Origin of the sequence: Kitasatospora viridis, from assembly GCF_007829815.1 — a bacterium.
GTDB classification, from domain to species: Bacteria; Actinomycetota; Actinomycetes; order Streptomycetales; family Streptomycetaceae; genus Kitasatospora; species Kitasatospora viridis.
Genome location: NZ_VIWT01000001.1, coordinates 1,471,056 through 1,490,356 on the forward strand (window position 1 = coordinate 1,471,056; position 19,301 = coordinate 1,490,356).

The window sequence follows — 19,301 nt, forward strand, 5'->3', positions numbered from 1 at the left end:
TGTGACCGCCACTTCGCGGATTCCGGCTCCCCCATCCCCCATCGGAATACCCTAGGGGGGTATGGTGTTCTCAACAGCACGGCGCCGAACCCGGCGCCCCGTACCCCTACGGAGGCTCTCATGGCCAGCACCACCACCTACACCGTCACCGGCATGAGCTGCGGGCACTGCGAGAAGTCCGTCAGCAGCGAGCTCTCCTCGCTGGCGGGCGTGCTGGACGTGGCCGCCGACGCCAAGGCCGGCACCGTCACCGTCTCCTCCGAGCAGCCGCTCGAAGAGTCCGCCGTCCGCGCGGCGATCGACGAGGCGGGCTACGAACTGGTGGGCCGGGCAGCCTGAGCACGGCAACGGGGGGCGTGCCCGCCACCGCCCCCCGTACCCTCTTCAGCAAAGGAGCAGCACGATGAGCACAGCCAGCAGCACCGTCCACGCCGCGGCCAACGACCGGGTCGAGCTGTCGATCGGCGGGATGACCTGCGCCTCCTGCGCCGCCCGGATCGAGAAGAAGCTGAACCGGATGGACGGCGTCGAGGCGACCGTGAACTTCGCCACCGAGAAGGCCCGGGTGGACTTCGGTCCGGACGTCTCGGTGGCCGACCTGATCGCCACCGTCGAGCGCACCGGCTACACCGCCGAGCTGCCCCCGCCGCCCGCCGCGCCGGCCCCCGCCGCCGCGACCGCGGCCGCGCCGGCCCGGGACCCGGAGCGCGACCGCCTGCTGCTCAGCGCCGTCCTCACCGTCCCCGTCGTGCTGCTCTCGATGGTCCCGGCCCTGCAGTTCACCAACTGGCAGTGGCTCGCCTTCGCCCTCACCGGCCCGGTCGTGCTGTACGGCGGCTGGCCGTTCCACAAGGCCGCCTGGACCAACCTGCGGCACGCCGCCGCCACCATGGACACCCTGGTCTCGCTCGGCACCCTGGCCGCCTTCGGCTGGTCCGTCTGGGCCCTGTTCTGGGGCGACGCCGGGATGCCCGGCATGAAGCACCACTTCACGCTCTCGGTCAGCCGGGCCGACGCCTCGTCAACCCTCTACCTGGAGACGGCCGCTGCGGTCACCGCGCTGATCCTGCTCGGCCGCTGGCTGGAGGCCCGCTCCAAGCGGCGGGCCGGCGCCGCGCTGCACGCGCTGCTGGACCTCGGCGCCAAGGACGTCGCGATACTCCGGTCCTCCGGGACGGGGGACGTCCGCGAGGTCCGGGTACCGGTCGCCGAACTGACCGTCGGCACCCGCTTCGTCGTCCGCCCCGGCGAGAAGATCGCCACCGACGGCGTGGTCGTCGAGGGCGCCTCCGCGGTGGACGCCTCGATGCTCACCGGCGAGTCGGTCCCGGTCGAGGTCGCGGTCGGCGACCCGGTCACCGGCGCCACCGTCAACGCCGGCGGGCGCCTGGTGGTGGAGGCCCGCCGGGTCGGCGCCGACACCCAACTGGCCCGGATGGCCGAGCTGGTCGAGCAGGCGCAGAACGGCAAGGCCGCCGCGCAGCGGCTGGCCGACCGGATCTCGGCGGTCTTCGTCCCCGTGGTGATCCTGATCGCGCTCGGCACCCTGGCCGGCTGGCTGCTCACCGGCGGCGGCGCCACCGAGGCGTTCACCGCGGCGGTGGCCGTGCTGATCATCGCCTGCCCGTGCGCCCTGGGCCTGGCCACCCCGACCGCGCTGATGGTCGGCACCGGGCGCGGCGCCCAACTGGGCATCCTGATCAAGGGCCCGGAGGTGCTGGAGACCACCCGCAAGGTGGACACCATCGTGCTGGACAAGACCGGCACCGTGACCACCGGCCGGATGGCGCTCACCGCCGTGCACACCGCCGAAGGCGTCACCGAGGAGCAGGCCCTGCGACTGGCCGGCGCCCTGGAGGACGCCTCCGAGCACCCGATCGCCCGGGCGATCGCCGCGGCCGCGGCGGAGCGGCTGGGCGCCCTGCCGGCCGTCGAGGGCTTCGAGAACCTGCCCGGCCTGGGCGTCCAGGGCGTGGTGGACGGACACGCGGTGCTGGCCGGCCGCGAGCGCCTGCTGGCCGACTGGTCGCAGCCGCTGACCGGCGCCCTGGCCGAGGCCAAGGCGGCCGCCGAGGCCGCGGGCCGCACGGCGGTGGCGGTCGGCTGGGACGGCGCGGCCCGTGCGGTCCTGGTGGTCGCCGACACCGTCAAGCCGACCAGCGCCGAGGCGGTCCGCGAGCTGCGCCGGCTGGGCCTGCGCCCGGTGCTGCTGACCGGCGACCACCGCGCGGTCGCCGAGGCGGTCGCCGCCGAGGTCGGCATCCCGGCCGAGGACGTGATCGCCGAGGTGCTGCCCGAGGACAAGGTGGCCCAGGTCAAGCGCCTGCAGGCCGAGGGCCGCTCGGTCGCGATGGTCGGCGACGGGGTGAACGACGCCGCCGCGCTCGCCCAGGCCGACCTCGGCCTGGCGATGGGCACCGGCACGGACGCCGCGATCGAGGCCGGCGACCTGACCCTGGTCCGCGGCGACCTGCGGGTGGCGGCCGACGCGATCCGGCTCGCCCGCCGGACCCTGGGCACCATCAAGGGCAACCTGTTCTGGGCCTTCGCCTACAACGTGGCGGCCCTCCCGCTGGCCGCCACCGGCCTGCTCAACCCGGTGGTCGCCGGGGCCACGATGGCCTTCTCCTCGGTCTTCGTGGTCACCAACAGCCTGCGGCTGCGCCGCTTCGGCTGACCCGCACCCGACCCGCACTGCGACGGCGGCGAGCCCCCGGCCCTCAACGGCCGAGCAGCTCGCCGCCGTTGCAGTGCAGGATCTCGCCGGTGATGAAGCCGGCCCCCGGGGAGGCCAGGAAGTGCACCGCGGCCGCCACCTCGCCGGTCTCGCCGATCCGGCCCAGCAGGGTGCGGGCCGCCCGCCGGGAGACCTCGGCGTCGTCCAGCCGGGGGCCGAAGAACTCGGTGCCGGCCACCGTGCCCGGCGCGACGATGTTGGCGGTGATCCCGGACGGGCCCAACTGGGCGGCCAGGAAGTGGTTCCAGGCGTGCAGCGAGGCCTTGGCCGCGCCGAACGAACCGGCCCCGCGCAGGGCCGCGATCGAACTGATCGTCACCACCCGCCCCTCGCCCGGGGTGAGCCGGTCGCGGACCGACTCGGTGAGCAGCACGGCGGTCAGCACGTTGCGTTCGAAGTCGCCGCGCCAGCGGGCCAGCAGCGCGTGCGGGCCGACCCCGAAGCCGGTCTCCCGGCTGCCCGCGTTGTTCACCAGGACGTCGATCCGGGTCGGCAGCACCCGCAGCGCCGCCTCCACCTCGTCCGGGTCGGCCAGGTCGCAGACCAGCGGGGTGACCGAGCCCCCCAGCTCGGCGACGGCCGCCTCCAGCACCGCCCGCCGGCGGCCGACGATGACCACCTGCTCGCCGGCTTCGACGAATCGTCGGGCGATCTCCAGGCCGATCCCGGTGCCACCGCCGGTGACGACAACGTTCCTGGCCATCTCCCACTCCCGCCCTGTCCGTCCGGAATGACACGATTCCTATCACGCAGGGTCGCCATCGCTGCGGGGAGGGTGACGCCGCGCGCCCCGGCCGATTGTGATATGGGCGGCCGCCTGACGGGCCGCCGCGCGCGGGGAGAGACAACTCACACACCCCCGACGTAACTTTGCGGGGCCTGATACGTCTTACCTTGGTGTGTGCGGCCTTTCGACTGCGGAACGGCGTGCGCGTGCCACCCTCCCCCTCCGGGTGGGTCCGCGCACCCGTGGTCGGAACGGGCGCCGACGGGGCTCCGGCGGGCCCCGGGACGACCGTCGTGCCACACGGCGGTCCTCGCGCACGGCGCCGGGCGGTGCAGTGGGTCCTGGAACGCTTTGAGCGGCCGTTCCCGGTCCACGTCCCTCCCGGACGCCGTGCGCCACGAGCAGGACGCGCGAGGGCCCCGCTGCCAGTGGCAGCGGGGCCCTCGTGTGCTCTCGCGGGGTCAGCGCTTGTCGAGCGCCACGTAGTCGCGGATCGCGGTGCCGGTGTAGATCTGCCGCGGGCGGCCGATCCGGCTGGTCGGGTCGTTGATCATCTCGTGCCAGTGGGCGATCCAGCCCGGCAGCCGGCCGAGCGCGAACAGCACGGTGAACATGCTGGTCGGGAAGCCCATGGCGCGGTAGATCAGGCCGGTGTAGAAGTCCACGTTCGGGTAGAGCTTGCGGGAGATGAAGAAGTCGTCGCTGAGCGCGTGCTCCTCCAGCTTGAGCGCGATCTCCAGCAGCTCGTCCGACTTGCCCAGCTGGGCCAGCACGTCGTGCGCCAGGCCCTTGACCAGCGCGGCGCGCGGGTCGAAGGCCTTGTACACGCGGTGGCCGAAGCCCATCAGCTTGACGCCGTCCTCGCGGTTCTTCACCTTGCGGATGAAGGCGTCGACGTCGCCGCCGTCGGCCTGGATCTGCTCCAGCATCTCCAGCACGGCCTGGTTGGCGCCGCCGTGCAGCGGGCCCCAGAGCGCCGAGATGCCGGCCGAGATCGAGGCGAACTGGTTGGCGTGGCTGGAGCCGACCAGGCGCACGGTCGAGGTGGAGCAGTTCTGCTCGTGGTCGGCGTGCAGGATGAACAGCTTGTCCAGCGCGTTGACGATGACCGGGTTGAGCTCGTACTCCTGGGCCGGGACCGCGAAGGTCATCCGGAGGAAGTTCTCGACGTAGCTCAGGTCGTTGCGCGGGTAGACGAACGGCTGGCCGACCGACTTCTTGTAGGCGTAGGCCGCGATGGTCGGCAGCTTCGCCAGCAGGCGGACGGTCGACAGGTGGCGCTGGCCGGCGTCGAACGGGTTGTGGCTGTCCTGGTAGAAGGTGGACAGGGCACCCACCACGGAGGAGAGCATCGCCATCGGGTGCGCGTCCCGCGGGAAGCCCTGGAAGAAGCGCTTGACGTCCTCGTGCAGCAGGGTGTGCTGGGTGATCTCGTTGCTGAAGCCGGCCAGCTGGTCCGCGCTCGGCAGCTCACCGTTGATCAGCAGGTACGCGGTCTCGATGAAGCTGCCCTGCTCGGCCAGCTGCTCGATCGGGAAGCCGCGGTAGCGCAGGATTCCGTTGTCGCCGTCCACGAAGGTGATCGCGGACTTGTACGCGGCGGTGTTGCCGAAGCCGTTGTCCAGGGTGACCAGACCGGTCTGCGGGAGCAGCTTCGAGATGTCGAAGCCAGAGTTGCCGGCGGTGCTCTCCACGACGGGGTACTCGTACTCGCCGCCCTGGTACCGCAGTACTACGGCGCTTTGACTGTTCTCGCTCACGCTCTTCCTCACCGACGTAATGACGGGTCGACCTACCTACAGGCCGCTTCGAGTGCCCTGACTCGTCCACCCTCCCCCATGCGGAGGCGGGCCGCGCACCCGGGGGGGCCCAAAAGAGCCGTCCCCTACAAAAGCCGTTGCTCTCGCCGGTACGAACCGGACAAGATCGCGGCAAGACTAGGCTGGTCCATCAATTTCTTCACGTCAAGATACCCCCGACCTGGCCCATCGCCGCATTCGGGTTCGGCTGTTCATCCAGTGGACAGCCGGTGGTCCAGTGCGGCATGGCGCCGACCGGCCCCGACGGTGCGCACCGCCTGACCGATCGCCTTGCGCGAGCCGACCAGCACCACCAGCTTCTTGGCCCTGGTGACGGCGGTGTAGAGCAGGTTGCGCTGCAGCATGTTCCAGGCCGAGGTGGTGACCGGAATCACCACGGCCGGGTACTCGCTGCCCTGCGAGCGGTGGATGGTCACGGCGTAGGCGTGCTGCAGCTCGTCCAGTTCGTCGAAGTCGTAGGGCACCTCCTCGTCCTCGTCGGTCAGCACGGTCAGCTTCTGGTCGTCCACGTTGAGCGAGGTGACCACCCCGACGGTGCCGTTGAAGACGCCGTTGCGACCCTTGTCGTAGTTGTTGCGGATCTGCGTGACCTTGTCGCCGACCCGGAAGGTCCGGCCGCCGAACCGCCGTTCCGGCAGGCCCTCGCGGCCCGGGGTGACGGCGGCCTGCAGCAGCGTGTTGAGGTTGCCGGCGCCGGCCGGGCCGCGGTGCATCGGCGCCAGCACCTGCACGTCCCGGCGGGCGTCCAGGCCGAAGCGCTGCGGGATCCGGCGGGCCACCACGTCCACCACCAGGCCGGCGGTGCGCTCGGTGTCGTCCTCGACGAACAGGAAGAAGTCGGGCAGGCCGTCGGTCAGCGGCGGCTTGCCCTCGTTGATCCGGTGCGCGTTCACCACCACGCCGGACTCCTGCGCCTGCCGGAAGATCCGGGTCAGCCGGACCGAGGGGATCGGGCCGCGCTCGGCCAGCAGGTCGCGCAGCACCTCGCCGGCACCCACCGAGGGCAGCTGGTCCACGTCCCCCACGAAGAGCAGGTGCGCCCCCGGGGCGACCGCCTTGACCAGCTTGTTCGCCAGGATCAGGTCGAGCATCGAGGCCTCGTCCACCACCACCAGGTCGGCGTCCAGCGGACGGTCCCGGTCGTAGGCCGCCTCGCCGCCGGGCCGCAGCTCCAACAGCCGGTGCACGGTGGCCGCCTGGTGCCCGGTCAGCTCGGACAGCCGCTTGGCCGCCCGGCCGGTCGGCGCGGCCAGCAGCACCTTGGCGCGCTTGGCCAGCGCCAGGGTCACGATCGACTTGACGGTGAAGGACTTGCCGCAGCCCGGACCGCCCGTCAGCACCGCGACCTTCTCGGTCAACGCCAGCCGGACCGCCTGTTGCTGCTCCGGCGCCAGCTCGGCCCCGGTCCGCTCGGCCAACCAGCCGAGCGCCTTCTCCCAGTCCACCCCGGCGAAGCCGGGCATCCGGTCGTCCGCCGAGCGCAGCAGGCGCAGCAACTGGTTGGTCAGTGACACCTCGGCGCGGTGGAACGGCACCAGGTAGATCGCGCTGACCGGCTCGCCCTCGGCCTCCTCGGCCGGCAGCACCTCGCGGACCACGCCCTCCTCGGCGATCAGCTCGGCCAGGCAGTCGATCACCAGGCCGACGTCCACCTGCAGCAGCTTCACCCCGTCGGCGATCAGCCGCTCCTCCGGCAGGTAGCAGTGGCCCTGGTCGCTGCTCTGCGAGAGCGCGTACTGCAGGCCGGCCTTGACCCGCTCCGGGCTGTCGTGCGGGATGCCGACGGCCTGGGCGATCCGGTCCGCCGTCAGGAAGCCGATGCCCCAGACGTCCGTCGCCAACCGGTACGGCTCGTTCTTCACCACACCGATCGAGGAGTCGCCGTACTTCTTGTAGATCCGCACGGCCAGCGAGGTGGAGACCCCGACGCCCTGCAGGAAGACCATCACCTCCTTGATCGCCTTCTGCTCCTCCCAGGCGGCGGCGATCATCTTGGTCCGCTTCGGCCCGAGGCCCGGCACCTCGATCAACCGGCCCGGCTGCTCCTCGATCACGGTCAGCGTGTCGATGCCGAAGTGGCCGACGATCCGCTCGGCGAACTTCGGCCCGATCCCCTTGATCAGGCCCGAGCCCAGGTAGCGCTGGATGCCCTGGACGGTGGCCGGCAGCACGGTGGTGTAGTTCTCCACGGTGAACTGGCGGCCGTACTGCGGGTGCGAACCCCAGCGGCCGTGCAGCCGTAGCGACTCCCCGACCTGGGCGCCGAGCAGCGCACCCACCACCGTGAGCAGGTCCCCGCCGCCGCGGCCCGTGTCGACCCGGGCCACCGTGTAGCCGGTCTCCTCGTTGGCGTAGGTGATCCGCTCCAGCACGCCCTCCACCTGGGCGAGCTGGCGCGGGACGGCGGCCTGGGTCTGCTGTCCGCTCATCTGGGCCCCCTCCGAAGGTTCGCCTTGCGTGATGAACGCTACCGCTCCGTGCGGACAGCCCCGGCCGCGATTGTGACGGCCGGACACAAGGCCGACGATGACAGGGGAAGACCCTTTCCGACCTAGGCGGGCGACACCATGCTGACCACCGACTTCGCACCCGGCGCTCCCAATTGGATCGACCTCGGCAGCCCCGACACCGCGGCCTCGCAGGACTTCTACGGCCGGCTGTTCGGCTGGACCTTCGACTCCGCCGGGCCGGACGGCGGCGGCTACGGCTTCTTCCGGCAGGACGGGCGGACGGTGGCCGCGCTCGGGCCGCTCACCGAGGAGGGCGCCACCTCCGCCTGGACGCTCTACTTCCACACCGCGGACGCCGACCGCACCGCCGAGCTGGTCGCCCGGGCCGGCGGCACGGTCCGGTTCGGGCCGTTCGACGTCTTCACCGCCGGGCGGATGGCCAACCTCACCGACCCGACCGGGGCCCGGTTCGCCGTCTGGCAGCCCGGCACCACCCGGGGCCTGGAGGCCGTGACCACGGTCGGCACGCTCTGCTGGACCGAGTTGCACACCACGAACCCCGAGGCGGCCAAGCCGTTCTACCGGACCGTCTTCGAGTGGCTGGAGCAGGACGTGCCGTTCGGCGACTTCACCTACACCGTGGTCTCCCCGACCGGCGGTGGCACCGACGCCAGCCAGGGCGGGATCGCCACCCTGCTCGACACCGACAGGGCCGCGCACATGGGCTCCTACTGGCTGCCGTACTTCGAGGTGGCACAGGTGGACGCGACCGTGGCCCAGGCCCTGGAGCTGGGCGGCACGGCCCGCGGCGAGGTGGTCGAGGAGCCCGGCGTCGGCCGCTTCGTCCAGCTCGCCGACCCGCACGGAGCCGCCTTCTCGGTGATCGCCAGCGTGCCGCCCGGCAGCTGAGCCGGCGGCCACCTCACTAGGCTGACCGACATGAACGATCTGATCATCCGTCCGGCCACCCGCGAGGACATCCCCGCGATCGTCGCCCTGCTGGCCGAGGACGCCAAGGGTGTCACCCGGGAGACTCCCAACGACCTGACGCCCTATCACGCCGCCTTCGACCGCCTGGCCGCCGATCCGAACCAGCACCCCACCGTCGCCGAGCGCGACGGCGAGGTGGTCGGCACGCTCCAGCTCAGCGTGATCCCCGGCCTGTCCCGGGCCGGCACCACCCGGACCATCATCGAAGCGGTGCGGATCAAGGAGAGCGAGCGCGGCAACGGCCTGGGCACCCAGCTGATCCAATGGGCGATCGAGGAATCCGGCCGGCTCGGCGCGGGCCTGGTGCAGCTCACCTCGGACAGCAGCCGGGCCGACGCCCACCGCTTCTACGAGCGACTGGGATTCACGGGCTCGCACGTGGGGTTCAAACTCCAGCTCTGACCACGCGCCCGCGGTTCCTGTTTTCCCGGCTGTTTTCCCGGAAACGCGAAGAAGCCCCCACCGAGTAATCGGTGGGGGCTTCTTCTGAAAGATTGTTCGGCGGCGTCCTACTCTCCCACAGGGTCCCCCCTGCAGTACCATCGGCGCTGTAAGGCTTAGCTTCCGGGTTCGGAATGTAACCGGGCGTTTCCCTCACGCTATGACCACCGAAACACTATGAAACTGTCAACCGCACCCACGCGTGACCTAACGGTGGGGGTCGTTGTTTCAGAACAACACAGTGGACGCGAGCAACTGAGGACAAGCCCTCGGCCTATTAGTACCGGTCAGCTCCACCCCTTACAGGGCTTCCACATCCGGCCTATCAACCCAGTCGTCTACTGGGAGCCTTACCCTCTCAAGGAGGTGGGAGTGCTCATCTCGAAGCAGGCTTCCCGCTTAGATGCTTTCAGCGGTTATCCCTCCCGAACGTAGCCAACCAGCCATGCCCTTGGCAGGACAACTGGCACACCAGAGGTTCGTCCGTCCCGGTCCTCTCGTACTAGGGACAGCCCTTCTCAACACTCCTACGCGCACAGCGGATAGGGACCGAACTGTCTCACGACGTTCTAAACCCAGCTCGCGTACCGCTTTAATGGGCGAACAGCCCAACCCTTGGGACCTACTCCAGCCCCAGGATGCGACGAGCCGACATCGAGGTGCCAAACCATCCCGTCGATATGGACTCTTGGGGAAGATCAGCCTGTTATCCCCGGGGTACCTTTTATCCGTTGAGCGACGGCGCTTCCACAAGCCACCGCCGGATCACTAGTCCCTGCTTTCGCACCTGCTCGACCCGTCGGTCTCACAGTCAAGCTCCCTTGTGCACTTACACTCAACACCTGATTGCCAACCAGGCTGAGGGAACCTTTGGGCGCCTCCGTTACTCTTTAGGAGGCAACCGCCCCAGTTAAACTACCCACCAGACACTGTCCCTGATCCGGATCACGGACCCAGGTTAGACATCCAGCACGACCAGAGTGGTATTTCAACGGCGACTCCACAATGACTGGCGTCACTGCTTCAAAGTCTCCCACCTATCCTACACAAGCCGAACCGAACACCAATATCAAGCTATAGTAAAGGTCCCGGGGTCTTTCCGTCCTGCTGCGCGAAACGAGCATCTTTACTCGTAATGCAATTTCACCGGGCCTATGGTTGAGACAGTCGAGAAGTCGTTACGCCATTCGTGCAGGTCGGAACTTACCCGACAAGGAATTTCGCTACCTTAGGATGGTTATAGTTACCACCGCCGTTTACTGGCGCTTAAGTTCTCAGCTTCGCCCCATCGAAACAGAGCTAACCGGTCCCCTTAACGTTCCAGCACCGGGCAGGCGTCAGTCCGTATACATCGCCTTACGGCTTCGCACGGACCTGTGTTTTTAGTAAACAGTCGCTTCTCGCTGGTCTCTGCGGCCGGCCCCAGCTCAAGCAGCAAGTGCCATCACCAGTTCCGGCCCCCCTTCTCCCGAAGTTACGGGGGCATTTTGCCGAGTTCCTTAACCATAGTTCACCCGAACGCCTCGGTATTCTCTACCTGACCACCTGAGTCGGTTTGGGGTACGGGCCGCCATGAAACTCGCTAGAGGCTTTTCTCGACAGCATAGGATCATCCACTTCACCACAATCGGCTCGGCATCAGGTCTCAGACTATATGCAAGGCGGATTTGCCTACCTTGCGTCCTACACCCTTACCCCGGGACAACCACCGCCCGGGCTGGACTACCTTCCTGCGTCACCCCATCGCTCACCTACTACCCTGTTGGATCAGCGGCTCCACCACGTCCCTTCGTCCGAAGACTCCAGGCCGGCTTCACGGCTTTAGCATTCAGAGGTTCAGCGTTGGCGCTTCAAAGCGGGTACGGGAATATCAACCCGTTGTCCATCGACTACGCCTGTCGGCCTCGCCTTAGGTCCCGACTTACCCTGGGCAGATCAGCTTGACCCAGGAACCCTTGGTCAATCGGCGCAAGAGTTTCCCACTCTTGTATCGCTACTCATGCCTGCATTCTCACTCGTATACCGTCCACGACTCGATTCCTCGGCCGCTTCACCCGGCACACGACGCTCCCCTACCCATCCACAGCGCCGTTGGGCGTATTCTGTGAATGACACGACTTCGGTGGTGTACTTGAGCCCCGCTACATTGTCGGCGCGGAATCACTTGACCAGTGAGCTATTACGCACTCTTTCAAGGGTGGCTGCTTCTAAGCCAACCTCCTGGTTGTCTCTGCGACTCCACATCCTTTCCCACTTAGCACACGCTTAGGGACCTTAGTCGGTGTTCTGGGCTGTTTCCCTCTCGACCATGGAGCTTATCCCCCACAGTCTCACTGCCGCGCTCTCACTTACCGGCATTCGGAGTTTGGCTAAGGTCAGTAACCCGGTGAGGCCCATCGCCTATCCAGTGCTCTACCTCCGGCAAGAAACACGCGACGCTGCACCTAAATGCATTTCGGGGAGAACCAGCTATCACGGAGTTTGATTGGCCTTTCACCCCTAACCACAGGTCATCCCCCAGGTTTTCAACCCTGGTGGGTTCGGTCCTCCACACGGTCTTACCCGCGCTTCAACCTGCCCATGGCTAGATCACTCCGCTTCGGGTCTTGGGCATGCAACTCAACCGCCCTATTCGGACTCGCTTTCGCTACGGCTACCCCACACGGGTTAACCTCGCTACACACCGCAAACTCGCAGGCTCATTCTTCAAAAGGCACGCAGTCACGGCCCGCCAGCAAGCTGACGAACGACGCTCCCACGGCTTGTAGGCACACGGTTTCAGGTACTATTTCACTCCGCTCCCGCGGTACTTTTCACCATTCCCTCACGGTACTATCCGCTATCGGTCACCAGGGAATATTTAGGCTTAGCGGGTGGTCCCGCCAGATTCACACGGAATTTCTCGGGCTCCGTGCTACTTGGGAGAAGCTCAAGTGAGCCGTACAGATTTCGCCTACGGGGGTCTTACCCTCTACGCCGGACCTTTCGCATGTCCTTCGACTATCCATACGGTTTCTGACTCACCCAGCCGCCGGCAGACGACTGAAGAACTTTCCCACGACCCCGAAGTGGCAACCCCTGCCGGGTCTCACACCACTACGGTTTAGCCTCATCCGGTTTCGCTCGCCACTACTCCCGGAATCACGGTTGTTTTCTCTTCCTGCGGGTACTGAGATGTTTCACTTCCCCGCGTTCCCTCCACATACCCTATGTGTTCAGGTATGGGTGACAGCCCATGACGACTGCCGGGTTTCCCCATTCGGACACCCCCGGATCAAAGCTCGGTTGACAGCTCCCCGGGGCCTATCGCGGCCTCCCACGTCCTTCATCGGTTCCTGGTGCCAAGGCATCCACCGTGCGCCCTTAAAAACTTGGCCACAGATGCTCGCGTCCACTGTGCAGTTCTCAAACAACGACCAGACACCCACACTCGACACCCGAAGGCACCTCACATGGGACCGGCACTGAGACAACGTTTCCGTTCCCTCAGGACCCAACAACGTGCCCGACACACCAGCATCAACATCCGCGTTCCACGCCCCGAAGAGCAGTACTGACGAACCATCAACCAGTGTGCCGAATAGTCAACGTTCCACCCATGAGCAACCGTGCGAGACATTCGCTCGCATCCGGCCATGTGCTCCTTAGAAAGGAGGTGATCCAGCCGCACCTTCCGGTACGGCTACCTTGTTACGACTTCGTCCCAATCGCTGGTCCCACCTTCGACGGCTCCCTCCCAAGGGTTAGGCCACCGGCTTCGGGTGTTACCGACTTTCGTGACGTGACGGGCGGTGTGTACAAGGCCCGGGAACGTATTCACCGCAGCATGCTGATCTGCGATTACTAGCAACTCCAACTTCATGGGGTCGAGTTGCAGACCCCAATCCGAACTGAGACCGGCTTTTTGGGATTCGCTCCACCTCACGGTATCGCAGCCCTTTGTACCGGCCATTGTAGCACGTGTGCAGCCCAAGACATAAGGGGCATGATGATTTGACGTCGTCCCCACCTTCCTCCGAGTTGACCCCGGCAGTCTCCTGTGAGTCCCCGACATTACTCGCTGGCAACACAGAACAAGGGTTGCGCTCGTTGCGGGACTTAACCCAACATCTCACGACACGAGCTGACGACAACCATGCACCACCTGTATACCGACCACAAGGGGGCGCCTATCTCTAGGCGTTTCCGGCATATGTCAAGCCTTGGTAAGGTTCTTCGCGTTGCGTCGAATTAAGCCACATGCTCCGCTGCTTGTGCGGGCCCCCGTCAATTCCTTTGAGTTTTAGCCTTGCGGCCGTACTCCCCAGGCGGGGAACTTAATGCGTTAGCTGCGGCACCGACGACGTGGAATGTCGCCAACACCTAGTTCCCAACGTTTACGGCGTGGACTACCAGGGTATCTAATCCTGTTCGCTCCCCACGCTTTCGCTCCTCAGCGTCAGTAATGGCCCAGAGATCCGCCTTCGCCACCGGTGTTCCTCCTGATATCTGCGCATTTCACCGCTACACCAGGAATTCCGATCTCCCCTACCACACTCTAGCCTGCCCGTATCGAATGCAGACCCGGGGTTAAGCCCCGGGCTTTCACATCCGACGCGACAGGCCGCCTACGAGCTCTTTACGCCCAATAATTCCGGACAACGCTCGCACCCTACGTATTACCGCGGCTGCTGGCACGTAGTTAGCCGGTGCTTCTTCTGCAGGTACCGTCACTTGCGCTTCTTCCCTGCTGAAAGAGGTTTACAACCCGAAGGCCGTCATCCCTCACGCGGCGTCGCTGCATCAGGCTTGCGCCCATTGTGCAATATTCCCCACTGCTGCCTCCCGTAGGAGTCTGGGCCGTGTCTCAGTCCCAGTGTGGCCGGTCGCCCTCTCAGGCCGGCTACCCGTCGTCGCCTTGGTAGGCCATTACCCCACCAACAAGCTGATAGGCCGCGGGCTCATCCTGCACCGCCGGAGCTTTCCACCAACCCCCATGCAGAGGAAGGTAATATCCGGTATTAGACCCCGTTTCCAGGGCTTGTCCCAGAGTGCAGGGCAGATTGCCCACGTGTTACTCACCCGTTCGCCACTGATCCACCCCGAAGGGCTTCACCGTTCGACTTGCATGTGTTAAGCACGCCGCCAGCGTTCGTCCTGAGCCAGGATCAAACTCTCCGTGAATGTCTCCCCGTAATCGGGGCGAACACCCGCGCAGAGCGGCACAGCAACCACCGGAATAGGGTGGCCCCGTGCACTGCGTCCTCGCTAGTGTTTTGTTACTAAAGGAATCTCCAACCCCGATCAGAAGACCGAGGCCGGGGATGTCAACATATCTGGCGTTGACTTTTGGCACGCTGTTGAGTTCTCAAGGAACGGACGCTTCCTTCGATCCCGCTCTCGCGTTCTCTCCGGGCGCTTCGTTCTTTCGTGTTTCAAGCTTATCAGATGTTTTCCGTTCCGTTTCCGGCTCCGGATTTCAACCGATTTGCTTTCCGCCTTTCGGCGCTCCCGAACTCTATCAGAGCTTTCCGGTCCGTTTTCCCCGCCCCATTCGAATCGAAGTCCGAATTAAGGGGCGAAGCCGCGCGACCAGCGGGGCAACCCGGAGTACATTACGCACCCGGTTCGGCGGAGTCAAACCGGCCCCGGACAGGCGAGCTGTCCGGGGCCGGCTGGGTCCTGCGGGGTGCTGCGGTGTCCTACCGGGTCAGTGGACCTCGGTGATCTCCGGGCCGCGCTGGAACGGGTTGAGCGACGCCTCGCCACCGAAGCGCGACTCGCCCTCGGCGGGGGCACCGACACCGCCGTCGGCGACCATCTGCGCGTCCTCCGGGAGCTTGAGCACGATCGGGTCGCGGGGCGCCATCGGGGTCTCGCCGCGGACCACGACGGTCTGCTGGAAGACCTGCTCCAGCACGGAGGCGGACTCGGGCTGCACGGCGGCCTGGCCGGAGATCACCCCGCGCAGGAACCAGCGCGGACCGTCGCAGCCGACGAAGCGGACCAGCTGCACGCCCTGGGTCCCGTCCGGCAGCTGCACCGGGACCTGCGCCCGCAGGTGCCAGCCGAGCGGGCCCTCCTCCTCCTCGACCCGACCGCCCTGGGCGGTGATGCCGCCGGCGATCTCCTCGCGGACCTCGCCCCAGATGCCCTCGGACTTGGGGGCGGCGAAGGCCTGCAGCTGGATCGCGCTGTTGCCGAGCACCAGGGTCGCGGCGACGATCGCCTCGCCGGCGACCTCGACCCGCAGCTCCATGCCCTCGACCCCGGGGATCAGCAGACCGCCCAGGTCCACCCGGCCGTCGGCCGGGGTCTCCAGCTCGGAGACGTCCCACGGGCCGTCCGGACGCGGCGCGGGCGGCAGGCCGACCCGGTCGGCCGGGTCCAGCTCGGTCTCCTCGACCTCGGTCGAGTCCTCGCTCTCGAAGCTCTCGGAGTCGGCGGAGTCATCGACGTCATCGGCCGTCTCGTCGGCGCTGATGGCGTCCTCGGCGAGCTGCTCGACAGCGTCCTCGCTCTTCTGGCGACGACGGAACACGGTCACTGTCCTTCCCGGTCCAAGACCGATGCGATTACCTGCTCGTACCTGCTCAACGCTTGAGCCGCTCAAACCGCCGCGTGGCCGCCGGTCGAGCCGAACCCGCCCTCGCCACGCGCGGACCCGGGCAGTTCGGCCACCTCGTGGAAGCGGGCCTTCTCGACCTGCTGGATGACCAGCTGGGCGATCCGGTCCCCACGGCGGAAGCTGACGCGCTCGCGCGGGTCCAGGTTGACGACGATCACCTTGATCTCACCACGGTACCCGGCATCGACCGTCCCTGGGGCGTTCACGAGCGCAACTCCGCAACGAGCTGCGAGGCCGGAGCGCGGGTGCACGAACGCGGCGTAGCCGTCCGGCAACGCGATGGCGACACCGGTGGGGATCACCGTCCGCTCGCCGGGTTCGAGGTCGGCGTCGACCGCGGCGACCAGGTCCGCGCCGGCGTCGCCGGGCTGCGCGTAGCCGGGCAGCGGGAGCTCGGGGTCGAGCCGGCGGATCAGGACGTCGACCTGGGGACGGGCGGTGGTGGTCACGGGTTCACCTCAAGAGCTCTGGCACGCTTCAACAGATCCGGGTCGTCCTTGGCGGCCTTGATGTCCGCCGGACGACCGTGCGTGGTGAAGTGTTCCAGCTTCACCTGAACGAAGAGCGCAGACGCCCGGATCGCGACCGGCCCGTCGGCCCCGCCTATCCGCCCCTCGGCCTCGCAGTAGATCTTGCGGCCGTGCACGCCGGTCGCCCGGGCGTGGATGTGCAGCACGGCGTCCACCGGGACCGGCTGGAGGAAGTCGGTCTCCAGTCGGCCGGTGACCGAGGCGATGTGCAGCATCCAGCCGAGCGATCCGAGGGTCTCGTCCATCGCCGTGGTGAGCAGGCCGCCGTGGGCCAGGCCGGGGCCGCCCTGGTGGTTGTCCTTGACGGTGAACTCGGCGTGCACGTCGACGCCTTCGCCGGCCCGGATGTCCATCCGCAGACCGCTGCCGTGCTGCGGTCCGCAGCCGAAGCAGTGCGAGTAGTGCGAGCCGAGGGCCGTTCCGGCGGTGGGGGCGTCGGGGTGGCGCACGGGCGCGGCGGCACCCGCGGGCGGCGTGGTGAAGTTGCTGGTGGGGGTGCGGGGTACGGTCACGCGCCCGACCCTACCGGCGGGTAAGTCGGACGCAATGGTCGTCCGGATGTCGGGCTGGGACAGAATGGCCGTATGTACGACGAACGCCTCACCGCTCCCCGGTCCTGGTGGCTGCTGCCGGTCGGGACCGGCCTGTCGCTGGCCCTGATCCTGCTGGTCTTCGGTCCGGTCCCCGGGCTGATCGGCCTGCTGGTGGGCTTCGTTGCCGCCGCCGTGGCGCTCAGCTCCTACGGCTCGGCCCGGATCCGGGTGGTGCAGGGCTCCCTGGTGGCGGGCGCGGCCCGGATCCCGGTCTCGGCACTGGGCGAGGCCCGGCCGCTGGACGCCGCCGAGGCGGTGGCCTGGCGCTCGGTGAAGGCCGATCCGCGCGCCTTCATGCTGCTGCGCAGCTACGTGCGCACGGCGCTGCGGGTCGAGGTGACCGACCCGGCCGACCCGACCCCGTACCTGTACCTCTCCACCCGTGACCCCGAGGCGCTCGCCGCCGCGCTGACCGCGGCCCGCGGCTGAGCGGCCCCGGACAGCACAGAACGGCGAAGGGACGGTCCGTCACATACGGACCGTCCCTTCGCCGTTGACGTGCGCCCGAACCCGGGCGCGGGATCGGCCTCCGGCCCGCTGACGCGGGCCGGTCGGGGCGGTTCGCCGAGGGTGCCGGCGGTGCGGGGCACCGTGGCCATCGGGATCCGATCGCTCCGCCCGCGAATCAGGCGCAGTCGCGGCAGATCGGCTGGCCATCCTTCTCGTGCGAGAGCTGGCTGCGGTGGTGCACCAGGAAGCAGCTCATGCAGGTGAACTCGTCGGCCTGCCGGGGCAGCACCCGGACGGACAACTCCTCGTTGGAGAGGTCGGCGCCGGGAAGCTCCAGGCTCTCGGCCGAGTCGAAGTCATCGACGTCGACCGAGCTGGTGGTCTTCTCGTTCCGGCGGGCCTTCAGTTCTTCGATGCTGTCCTCGTTGAGGTCGTCATCGGTCTTGCGTGGGGTGTCGTAGTCCGTTGCCATGTTCGCTCTCCCCCTCTGGGTGTGTGCGGTATCTCCAGCGCACGTAACGCATGAGGGGTCGGTGTTGTGCCCGACCCGAAGCCGAGATTGTGCCTTACTTCAAGCCCTGTTACTCAATCGACACTCAGCAACGGCCCCGACCAGGTGACCGGGGCCGCCCCCGAGGGGCTCGCTGACAGTGGCCGTCATTGGCCGTCCGCTGCGTCATTTCGAATACGGATGGTGATGGTACGCCCTGCCGGCCACCTGCGCCAACCTGGGTTGTTGCAGGTGGGAGGCGGATTGCCGGTGCGACGGGAGTGACCCCGAAGAGTCCGACCCGGTCACCCTGCGCAATGATCATTCCAAGTCGGGTGATCACTCTGAGAGATCATCCGAATGTTTCCGGTGATCGACTGTGACCTTGGTCACATCGGGGTATTTTTGCGGCGAAACGCCCCCAAACGGAACAACCGCCTGCGGCCGGGACGCCCCCGGAACGGCTCAGCCGGCCTTCCGTTCGGCCGCGGCGGCACGACGTGCCAGCAGTGCGGCCTGCCGCTCCTCGAACCGGGTCGCCTGGGTGTTCAGGCCGTCCATGTAGAGCCCGAGCTCCTGCTGCGCCTGCAGGCCCGCCGGGCCCAGCCCGGTCAGCTCCAGCACCCGCAGGTGGCGCAGCACCGGCATCAGCACGTCGTCGTGGTGGATCCGCAGGTTGTAGATCCCGCCGATGGCGATCTGGGCCGCCGAGCGCTCGAAGCCGGGCATCCCGTGGCCGGGCATCCGGAACTGCGTCACCACGTCCCGGACCGCCTGCATCGCCAGGTCCGGGGCGATCTCCAGGGCCGCTTTGAGCAGGTTCCGGTAGAAGACCATGTGCAGGTTCTCGTCGTTGGCGATCTTCGCCAGCAGCTGCTCGCAGAGCGGGTCGCCGGAGAAGTGGCCGGTGTTGCGGTGCGAGATCCGGGTGGCCAGCTCCTGGAAGGCCACGTAGGCGACCGAGTGCAGCATGCTGTGCGCGTTGTCGGACTCGAAGCCGGCGCCCATGTGCTCCATCCGGGCCCGCTCCAGGGCCACCGGGTCGACCGCCCGGGTCGCCAGCAGGTAGTCGCGGATGGCGATGCCGTGGCGCCCCTCCTCGGCCGTCCAGCGGTGCACCCAGGTCCCCCAGGCCCCGTCCCGGCCGAACATGGTGGCGATCTCGTGGTGGTAGCTGGGCAGGTTGTCCTCGGTGAGCAGGTTGACCACCAGTGACACCCGGCCGAGCGGGGTGACCTTGGACTGGCCGAGCTCCCAGGCCTCACCGCCCATGACGCCGTCGAAGTCGCGGCCCTGGCTCCACGGGACGTACTCGTGCGGCATCCACTCCTTGGCGACCTTCAGGTGCCGGTTCAGCTCACCCTCGACCACCTCTTCGAGGGCCAGCAGCAGCCTGGCGTCGGTCCAGGCGGCGGCGGGGGCGGTGCGCTGGGCGGGGGCGAGGGTCACGGCGGTGGCTCCTGGTG

12 protein-coding genes, 3 rRNA genes and 1 pseudogene are annotated in these 19,301 nt (G+C 67.6%); 5 read left to right on the forward strand and 11 right to left on the reverse strand.

Translation table 11 applies throughout. From position 1 onward, the window contains the following. The first annotated feature begins 120 nt into the window (after nt 1–120). Nucleotides 121–339 (forward strand): heavy-metal-associated domain-containing protein, encoded by a 219-nt coding sequence (locus FHX73_RS06630; protein ID WP_145904085.1) that lies wholly within the window; start codon nt 121–123, stop codon nt 337–339. A gap of 64 nt (nt 340–403) precedes the next feature. Continuing rightward, nucleotides 404–2,677 carry a heavy metal translocating P-type ATPase gene (locus tag FHX73_RS06635; RefSeq protein ID WP_145904087.1) on the forward strand — a complete coding sequence of 758 codons (2,274 nt, stop codon included), beginning with the start codon at nt 404–406 and terminating at the stop codon, nt 2,675–2,677. Nucleotides 2,678–2,720: 43 nt separating this feature from the next. Here the strand turns inward: FHX73_RS06635 and FHX73_RS06640 are convergent, their stop codons facing one another. The 3 genes from FHX73_RS06640 to recD2 all read right to left on the reverse strand — a co-directional run bounded on the left by FHX73_RS06640 (nt 2,721) and on the right by recD2 (nt 7,713). Further along, nucleotides 2,721–3,440 carry an SDR family NAD(P)-dependent oxidoreductase gene (locus FHX73_RS06640; RefSeq protein WP_145904089.1) on the reverse strand — a complete coding sequence of 240 codons (720 nt, stop codon included), beginning with the start codon at nt 3,438–3,440 and terminating at the stop codon, nt 2,721–2,723. 485 nt (nt 3,441–3,925) lie between these two features. After that, a complete protein-coding gene (locus tag FHX73_RS06645; protein WP_145904091.1) occupies nt 3,926–5,236 on the reverse strand; it encodes a citrate synthase in 1,311 nt (436 codons plus the stop codon). Nucleotides 5,237–5,475: 239 nt separating this feature from the next. Further along, entirely contained in the window at nt 5,476–7,713 is a 2,238-nt protein-coding gene (gene recD2, locus FHX73_RS06650; protein WP_145904093.1) for an SF1B family DNA helicase RecD2, read from the reverse strand. 138 nt (nt 7,714–7,851) lie between these two features. On the opposite strand from recD2, the gene FHX73_RS06655 reads away from it, so the two are divergent. Both FHX73_RS06655 and FHX73_RS06660 read left to right on the forward strand, forming a co-directional pair. Further along, nucleotides 7,852–8,643 (forward strand): VOC family protein, encoded by a 792-nt coding sequence (locus FHX73_RS06655; RefSeq protein WP_145904094.1) that lies wholly within the window; start codon nt 7,852–7,854, stop codon nt 8,641–8,643. A gap of 30 nt (nt 8,644–8,673) precedes the next feature. Continuing rightward, nucleotides 8,674–9,126: a GNAT family N-acetyltransferase gene (locus FHX73_RS06660; RefSeq protein ID WP_145904096.1), complete on the forward strand. Its 453-nt coding sequence runs from the start codon at nt 8,674–8,676 to the stop codon at nt 9,124–9,126. 94 nt (nt 9,127–9,220) lie between these two features. Here FHX73_RS06660 and rrf read toward each other — a convergent pair. The 6 genes and pseudogenes from rrf to FHX73_RS06690 form a co-directional block, all read right to left on the reverse strand. Then, nucleotides 9,221–9,337, reverse strand: a 5S ribosomal RNA gene (gene rrf / locus FHX73_RS06665). A gap of 85 nt (nt 9,338–9,422) precedes the next feature. Beyond that, nucleotides 9,423–12,542: ribosomal RNA gene (locus FHX73_RS06670) — 23S ribosomal RNA — on the reverse strand. A 271-nt stretch (nt 12,543–12,813) separates the two neighbouring features. Then, nucleotides 12,814–14,328, reverse strand: a 16S ribosomal RNA gene (locus FHX73_RS06675). Together the 16S, 23S and 5S rRNA genes form the textbook arrangement of a ribosomal RNA operon. Before the next feature lie 526 nt (nt 14,329–14,854). Next, nucleotides 14,855–15,685, reverse strand: coding sequence for a DUF3710 domain-containing protein (locus FHX73_RS06680; protein WP_211786151.1), 831 nt, complete (start codon nt 15,683–15,685; stop codon nt 14,855–14,857). 71 nt (nt 15,686–15,756) lie between these two features. Beyond that, nucleotides 15,757–16,221: pseudogene (gene dut / locus FHX73_RS06685) on the reverse strand (dUTP diphosphatase); the annotation flags it as partial. After that, complete coding sequence (locus FHX73_RS06690) at nt 16,218–16,814, reverse strand: PaaI family thioesterase (RefSeq protein WP_145904100.1); 597 nt, start codon at nt 16,812–16,814, stop codon at nt 16,218–16,220. The pseudogene dut and the gene FHX73_RS06690, both read right to left, overlap by 4 nt. A 72-nt stretch (nt 16,815–16,886) precedes the next feature. Between FHX73_RS06690 and FHX73_RS06695 the strand changes: the two genes are divergently transcribed. Then, nucleotides 16,887–17,324 (forward strand): DUF3093 domain-containing protein, encoded by a 438-nt coding sequence (locus tag FHX73_RS06695; RefSeq protein WP_145904102.1) that lies wholly within the window; start codon nt 16,887–16,889, stop codon nt 17,322–17,324. A 196-nt stretch (nt 17,325–17,520) separates the two neighbouring features. Here the strand turns inward: FHX73_RS06695 and FHX73_RS06700 are convergent, their stop codons facing one another. Further along, nucleotides 17,521–17,817, reverse strand: coding sequence for a DUF4193 domain-containing protein (locus FHX73_RS06700; RefSeq protein WP_145904104.1), 297 nt, complete (start codon nt 17,815–17,817; stop codon nt 17,521–17,523). Between the two features lie 483 nt (nt 17,818–18,300). Next, nucleotides 18,301–19,284 carry an acyl-ACP desaturase gene (locus FHX73_RS06705; RefSeq protein WP_145904106.1) on the reverse strand — a complete coding sequence of 328 codons (984 nt, stop codon included), beginning with the start codon at nt 19,282–19,284 and terminating at the stop codon, nt 18,301–18,303. Nucleotides 19,285–19,301 lie beyond the last annotated feature (17 nt).